The organism is Sulfurovum sp. (assembly GCF_036568385.1).
In the GTDB taxonomy this organism is placed as follows: domain Bacteria; phylum Campylobacterota; class Campylobacteria; order Campylobacterales; family Sulfurovaceae; genus Sulfurovum.
The window spans coordinates 1-7,412 of sequence record NZ_DATCSP010000095.1; the positions used below are offsets into that span (position 1 = coordinate 1).

Here is a 7,412-nt window from a genome sequence, read left to right on the forward strand (position 1 = left end):
CATACAGTGGTGTAAAAGACGGCGGGGTCAGGCCGGCACCGTTCTATGTCCTTGTAGGGGCCAGCAGACCCTCCATTCTGGTAGAAGTGGGGTACATCACCAACCCCAAAGAGCGAAAAAGACTCTTTACATCAGACTATCAGGAAAAAATTGTTGAGGGTATTGTGGAAGGGGTAGGCAGGTATCTGGATAATAGAAAGAGAGAGATGGGATTTTAACGGGTCGAACAGGCCATATCCCGGGTCAATCCCGAGAATGACGAAGTCGTTTATTTGTAGTTTTTAATGGCTTTGTCCAAGATAGCGGTTGCAGCTGCCTTGTCTTTGAACCCTGATACTTTCACCCATTTGTTAGGCTCAAGCATTTTGTAGGTCTCAAAGAAGTTCTTGATACGGTTGAGCGTGTGCTCCGGCACATCGGCAAGGTCGTTGATCCCTGCGTAGGTAGGGTCTATTTTGGCTGTCGGTACAGCGATGAGTTTTTCGTCCCCGCCGCTTTCATCTTCGGTCATAAGCACACCTACGAGTCTACATTTGATGTAGGAGCCTGCCTGAAGCGGATAGTCGCAAAGTACAAGGATATCAGCCGGGTCACCATCGTCGGAGAGTGTATTGGCCACAAAACCGTAGTTTGCAGGATAATGCATAGATGAATAGAGTACTCTGTCAACTTCAACAGCACCTGATTCTTTGTCGATCTCGTATTTGATAGCTGAGTTAAGTGGGACCTCTATGATCGCTTTGACTGCATCCGGGTTTTCGCCGTGTCCGATTTTACTAATATCCATTTGAATATCTCCATAGGTTAAATTTTTGCAGATTCTAACATAAATATGATAAAGAGTTTATCAAATCATGGTATTATCGTAACAGAATAAAATGCCGGCCTGGGGATTTTATGAAAAAAAGGTTTTTTTACAATCGAATAGAGACAGATGGTATCAAAGAGCATAGCGGTTGAGGGAGAAGCGTATCACTTTTTTTAAAAATAAAACCATTGCGAGCATACATGTGATAGGCATGCTCGCAATGCTTATGGTCATTATCGTGTTTTCAGCCATGGTGGCATACAAAGAGTATCAGAACTTTGAAAGGGAAGCGGAGCGTATACACCCGGAATTCATTCAAAAACAGAAAGATACGATCGTCTTTGATACGACACGCGTACTGAACTTTATCCGTGATGCCTATGAGTATAGAGGTGAAGCAAAAGACGAGGAAGTATTAAAGAAGCAGATCCTTCATGCCATAGAAGAACTCTACGGACGGCAAGACGGGACAGGATATATTTTTGTCTATGATCTTAAAGGCGTGGTGCTCTCCGATCCTGTGCAAAGACACAATGTAGGTAAAAATCTTTATGATACACAAGATACCAACGGGGTGATGGTCATTAAGGACCTGATAGAAGTGTCACGTAATAAAGAGGGCGGATTTGTCGAATATCAATGGCTAAAGCCTACTACGGGTTCCCTAAGCCCCAAAATCTCTTATGCCAAATCGTTTGAACCCTGGGGATGGATGGTCGGTACAGGTGTCTATCTTGATGAGGTGGAAAAACATATTCAAACCCAAAGACAGATACTTAAAGACAGGCTCAACCAGTATTTTCTGAAAATGGTATTTCTGCTGGCTATTCTATTTATAGTGGGGAGTATAGGCATTGCGATCACCAATCGTATACTGCAAAAAGAGATAGCATCATTCAGCCGCTATTTCAAAGAAGCTTCATCCACCTATGCGATGATAGATGAAGAGAAGATACGCCTTTCCGAGTTTAAAGAAATGGTACAGTATATCAATGCGATGATCTCTGTCATACATCAGCGCAAACAGAAGCTCAAGGAGATGAACCTTACCCTGGAGTCCAAGGTGGAACAAAAAACAAAAGATCTGCGTGAGCAGAATATCCTGCTTGAGAAAGAGAAGGATTTCAATGCTTCTCTTGTAAAGGCACAGGACAGTTTCATCAAGCATGCGATCCATGAGATCAACACCCCCCTGGCCGTGATCATGACCCATATTGACCTGTTTAAAATGAAAGAAGGCGAGAACAGGTACCTGACCAAAATAGAGGCGGCAAGCAAGATCATCTCTACCATCTATGATGATCTGAGCTATATGGTAAAGAAAAACCGTTTTGTCTATAGAAAAAAACATTTCAATATGTCTGACTTTCTCGAAGAGAGGGTAGACTTTTTTTCAGAGATCGCATCAGGGAACAAACACGCGATCATCACGGAGATAGAAAAGGATATCTGGATCTATTTCAGTCCGGAAGAACTGCAGCGGATCGTTGACAACAATCTCTCCAATGCCATCAAATATGCCAACAGAGGTACGGATGTGAAGGTGGTGCTGACGCAGGAAAATGATGAGATCATTTTGCAGTTTGCAGGCAGCTCTCCTAAAATCGAGGACACGGAACGGATATTCAAGCCATTCGAACGCGAGAACGATGTACGCGGCGGATTTGGGTTGGGGCTTGAGATCGTCCATAGGATATGTCAAAAAGAAAATGTTAAAATAGAGGTACGGTCCGATGATGCAATGACAGTCTTTGGTTACAGGTTCAAAAAAGAGGAGCAGCATGAAGGTATTGTTACTTGAAGATGAATTGATGCTCCAGGGTGCCATCAAGGAATATCTGACAGATTCAGGGTATGAGGTCACAGCCTTTGAAGACGGACAGGAAGCGTATGATCACATTGCTTCCCACAGCTATGATCTGTTTATCTTGGATATCAATACCCCGAGCATGGATGGACTCTCTTTACTGGATTCGTTGCAAAAAGAGAAGATCTATGTGCCTACTGTGTTTATCTCTGCTATCACAGAGATAGAACAGATCAGCAAGGCCTATGAACTGGGTTGTTATGACTATCTGAAGAAGCCGTTCCATCTGAAGGAATTGGGACTGCATATAGACAGGCTGTTGAAGATCGCGGATATCAGGGCGAAAAGCTTTATAAAGATATCCAAAATGTACAGTTATGATCTGGAAAATCAGCGCCTGATGTTTGACGGGGAAGAACAGCTACTGACCCATAAACAGTTGCAGATCATGGATGTGCTCGCAAAAAATATCAACAAAGTGGTTGATTTTGAAATGCTCAGACACTATGTATGGAACGACAGTCCGGTCGACAATGCGATCATCAGGGCTGAGATACACAGGGTCCGCCAAGTGCTCAAAGAAGATCTGATTACAACACTGAAAGGGGTAGGGTATACACTTTCCAAAAAAATGTGATTTTTTGATGGCATATCTCTCCATTTTGTAACCAATATACACAGATAACTTTTTTTTATAAAACTATACTCCTAATGCTATGTTAATGCTATGTTTATGCTTCATACTTTAAAATAGACTTTAAAAGGGAGACATATGAAAAAGTATATAGTATTATCGGTTCTGGCATCAACCATGCTGATGGCTGCTGGAGAGACAAAGGCGCTGGCAGCTGCAGAGGAAGCAGATGCGGACTATGGTGAAGTGTTTGGACAGTTTAGAACATTTTATGTTGACAGAACATATTTTTATTCCAATAAACCGGACAATAACCGCAATACACTTGCAACCGGTGGCTACATAGGGTATAAGACCCCCGACTTTAACGGATTGACCGCAGCTGTGGCTGCTTATGGTACCTATGGCTTTAATATGCATGATGTGGATATTGACAACGATCTTACTTCCAGTTATTACGATCCTTCACTGATCGGTCGTGACGGAGAGAGTTATCTATTCATAGGAGAAGCCTATCTTAACTATGCATTTGGCAATACAAACATTAAAGTAGGCCGTCAAAGGCTCGATACCCCATTGGCGGGAGCGGATGATGCAAGAATGCTTCCAAACCTTTTCGAGGCAGCAGTGGTCAGCAATACGGACATTGAAGATACGACACTGATCCTGGCGCATATTACCAAAGAGACTACAGGTACATTCAGCAACATTTACGATGATGGATACGGCTTAGGTTTTGCAAGCGGTTATGGGGCAGGGACCACATTCGCGCAAAGTGGCGATTTTGTCAATATGGGTACGGTTGCATTGGGCTATAATGATTTTAATGGCGATGGCAGCACGGACAATAAAACCGACGGTGTAACTGCAGCAGCCGCCATTTACAAGGGTATCGATGGCTTGACACTGCAGGCATGGGACTACTATGCACATGATATCCTCAATGCGGTCTATCTTCAGGCGGATTATGGTTGGAAGTGTCTTTTGAATGAGAATGTCACTATGAACGCTTCCGCACAGTACATCGGCCAGAGTGATGTGGGAGATGCGTTGGCAGGCAAAGTTGACAGTGATTACTGGGCTGTAAAACTGGGTGCCAGCTTAGGCGCACTTAGTGCCTATGTTGCGTATTCACAAACAGGTGAAAGCGATGGTGCAACCGGTGGCGGTATCATCAGCCCATGGGGCGGTATGCCGGCATTCACACAGGGGATGGTGACAAGACACCAGTTCTTCTCCGACACGGACAGCTGGAAAGTGGCCGGAACCTATAAGCTGAATGAACTGCTTGATGCGGATGTCAAAGCTTCTCTCTTCTATACAGAATTTGATGTCGGTGCAACCAACAGTTATGCAGAGGGTACAGCATGGACAGCCACTGAATCCGGTTTCGATATAGAGTATCAAGCGACAAAAGCGCTCAATTTGAGATTCAGAGGGAATTTCCCAAATAAATTCCACCCTACAGCAAGCTGGGATGAGTACAGACTTATCGCCAACTATAATTTTTAAAGTATGAACAGTGTGGTAGGATAATGAACTATCCTATCAAATAAAAAGGAGAAAAAATGACACAGGAACAAGTACAGCAGATCAAAAACAATCCTAAGTACCAAAAACTTGTAAGTACAAGAAGCAGGTTCGCCTGGACTTTAACGATCGTTATGTTGGTGGTCTATTATGCATTTATTTTATTTATTGCATTCAGCCCGGAAACATTGGGAACAAAGATCAGCCCAGACGGCATGGCCACATGGGGGATACCTGTAGGTATCGCTATCATTGTGTTTGCATTTGCAATGACAGGGGTTTATGTAAGAAGAGCGAACGGAGAGTTTGACGGACTCTTGAATGAACTAAAAAATGATATAGAAAAGGAGATGAACTAATGTTAGGTAGAATTTTATCTCTATTTATGATGGCTTCTTTGACAGCTGCATTGGCAGCGGGAGCAGATATGGGTGAGGGTACCAAAGCGGAGGAGCTGAACATTCCGGCTATTGTGATGTTCTTTATTTTTGTTGCGGCAACACTTGGGATCACCTACTGGGCTTCCAAAAGAACAAAGTCGGCCAGTGACTTCTATACCGCAGGCGGCGGGATCACCGGGACACAGAATGGTACAGCGATTGCCGGTGACTATATGTCTGCGGCCTCTTTTCTCGGTATTACCGGTATGGTGTATCTGAAAGGGTATGATGGCCTTATCTTCTCTATCGGCTTCCTGGTAGGCTGGCCGATCATTCTCTTCATGATCTCTGAACAGCTCAGAAACCTGGGTAAATATACCTTTGCAGATGTCACTGCCTATAGATTGAAGCAAAAGCCTGTAAGAATCCTGGCTGCACTGGGGTCTATTTCGGTTGTTGTTCTTTACCTGATCGCGCAAATGGTCGGTGCAGGTAAACTGATCGAAATTTTATTTGGAATGGACTATGAGTTCGCAGTCGTACTTGTCGGTATACTGATGATCCTCTATGTTGCCTTTGGCGGTATGCTTGCGACCACATGGGTACAGATCATCAAAGCGGTATTGCTTCTTGCAGGTACTACCTTCATGTCCATCATGGTCATGGCGGAGTTCGGGTTCAGTTTTGATGCACTCTTTACGCAGGCAACAGAGATCCACTCAAAAGGGGTAGAGATCATGAGCCCCGGCGGTCTGGTCAGTGACCCGGTCTCAGCGATCTCTCTTGGTATCGCATTGATGTTCGGTACGGCGGGTCTTCCGCATATTCTTATGAGGTTCTTTACGGTGGCAGATGCAAAAGAGGCCAGAAAGTCCGTATTTGTGGCCACAGGGTTGATCGGATATTTCTATGTACTGACATTCATCATGGGATTCGGTGCGATCGTACTGGTACTTGGTGCAGAAAATGGTATCTACCTGGCAGCGGACGGTGTCACACTTAAGGGTATGAACAACATGGCGGCAGTATGGCTGGCGCATGCGGTGGGAGGAGACTACTTCCTTGGATTTATCTCAGCGGTTGCATTTGCTACGATCCTGGCTGTTGTTTCGGGTCTTACACTGGCGGGTGCCTCTGCGATCTCCCATGACCTCTATGCCAATGTATTTGTAAAAGGCAAGCTGGATGAGAGAAAAGAGATGAATGTTTCCAAAATGGCTACTGTTGCCATTGGTATCGCAGCCATTATCTTTGGTATCGCATTTGAGAAGCAGAACATCGCATTCGTGGTGGCACTGGCGTTTACCATTGCGGCATCTGCCAACTTCCCTGTACTCTTTATGTCGATCTTCTGGAAGAAGCTTACGACAAGAGGTGCGGTACTTGGCGGTTATGTTGGATTGATCTCTGCATTGGTGCTGGTAATCCTTGGTCCTGTGGTATGGACTCAGATCCTGGGCAATGCCGAAGCGATCGTTCCATACAAGTTCCCGGCAGTATTCTCTGTGCCAATGGCATTTATAGCTATCTGGTTCTTCTCGATCACAGATAAGAGTGAGGATGCGAAAAGATGTCAGGAAGAGTTTGATGCACAGGACATCAGGTGCCAGACAGGGATCGGGTCCCATGGAGCAGTAGCCCATTAGTGGGTATTTTCCGGGGCTTCGGCCCTGGTGATTGGAAGCTGAAGTGATAACACTGCTAGAGAACTTAAAAGCTCATCCGCCTTTTTCAATCCTCGATAGAAAAGAGTTTGGCCGTATCGAGAAAGAGGTGCAGATTGCCTATTATCCCAACGATACACTGCTGATACAAAAAGACGAGATACCTCAGACCCTCTTTGTAGTGATAAAAGGTACCGTTGAGGTAGTGGATGAGAATGAAGAACATGTTGATATCTATCAAACGAATGATAGCTTCGGCGGTATGGAGATCATTGAAGATCAACCTTCGGCATATCATTACAAAGTGACAGAAGAGTTGATATGTTTCGAGATCCCTAAAGCAACATTTTTGGACCTTTGTGCAAGCAATAGGCAGTTCAACCATTATTTCTTTTCAAGTATCGTAGAGCGTATCGATCTTCTGAAAGAAAAGAAAGAATATGCTTCTATGAGTGACTTGATGGTCGCCAGACTTGATGGGTCCATTTTGCATAAAGCGTATGTCGCAGCGCCGGATACCCCCATAGTAGAGGCGCTCAAGCGTATGGATGGAGAGGGTGCTACGTGTATACTTGTAGAGAATGATGAC

General features: G+C 44.5%; 8 protein-coding genes. 7 read left to right on the forward strand and 1 reads right to left on the reverse strand.

What is annotated here, in order from left to right:
- On the forward strand, positions 1–218 hold a 218-nt coding region (locus VIM88_RS10070; RefSeq protein ID WP_331862763.1), incomplete at its 5' end, for an N-acetylmuramoyl-L-alanine amidase.
- 50 nt (positions 219–268) lie between these two features.
- Here the strand turns inward: VIM88_RS10070 and ppa are convergent.
- Positions 269–787, reverse strand: coding sequence for an inorganic diphosphatase (gene ppa / locus VIM88_RS10075; protein ID WP_331862764.1), 519 nt, complete (start codon positions 785–787; stop codon positions 269–271).
- Positions 788–1,019: 232 nt separating this feature from the next.
- Between ppa and VIM88_RS10080 the strand changes: the two genes are divergently transcribed.
- The 6 genes from VIM88_RS10080 to VIM88_RS10105 all read left to right on the forward strand — a co-directional run.
- Positions 1,020–2,609 carry a cache domain-containing protein gene (locus VIM88_RS10080; protein ID WP_331862765.1) on the forward strand — a complete coding sequence of 530 codons (1,590 nt, stop codon included), beginning with the start codon at positions 1,020–1,022 and terminating at the stop codon, positions 2,607–2,609.
- A complete protein-coding gene (locus VIM88_RS10085) occupies positions 2,590–3,252 on the forward strand; it encodes a response regulator transcription factor (RefSeq protein WP_331862766.1) in 663 nt (220 codons plus the stop codon). Before VIM88_RS10080 ends, VIM88_RS10085 begins: the two co-directional genes overlap by 20 nt.
- 135 nt (positions 3,253–3,387) lie before the next feature.
- Entirely contained in the window at positions 3,388–4,761 is a 1,374-nt protein-coding gene (locus VIM88_RS10090) for an OprD family outer membrane porin (RefSeq protein WP_331862767.1), read from the forward strand.
- A gap of 56 nt (positions 4,762–4,817) precedes the next feature.
- Entirely contained in the window at positions 4,818–5,138 is a 321-nt protein-coding gene (locus VIM88_RS10095) for a DUF485 domain-containing protein (protein WP_331862768.1), read from the forward strand.
- Entirely contained in the window at positions 5,138–6,805 is a 1,668-nt protein-coding gene (locus tag VIM88_RS10100) for a cation acetate symporter (RefSeq protein ID WP_331862769.1), read from the forward strand. The genes VIM88_RS10095 and VIM88_RS10100 overlap by 1 nt, the downstream gene beginning before the upstream one ends.
- Before the next feature lie 43 nt (positions 6,806–6,848).
- Positions 6,849–7,412 (forward strand): cyclic nucleotide-binding domain-containing protein (locus tag VIM88_RS10105; protein ID WP_331862770.1); only part of this gene is annotated, 564 nt, incomplete at its 3' end.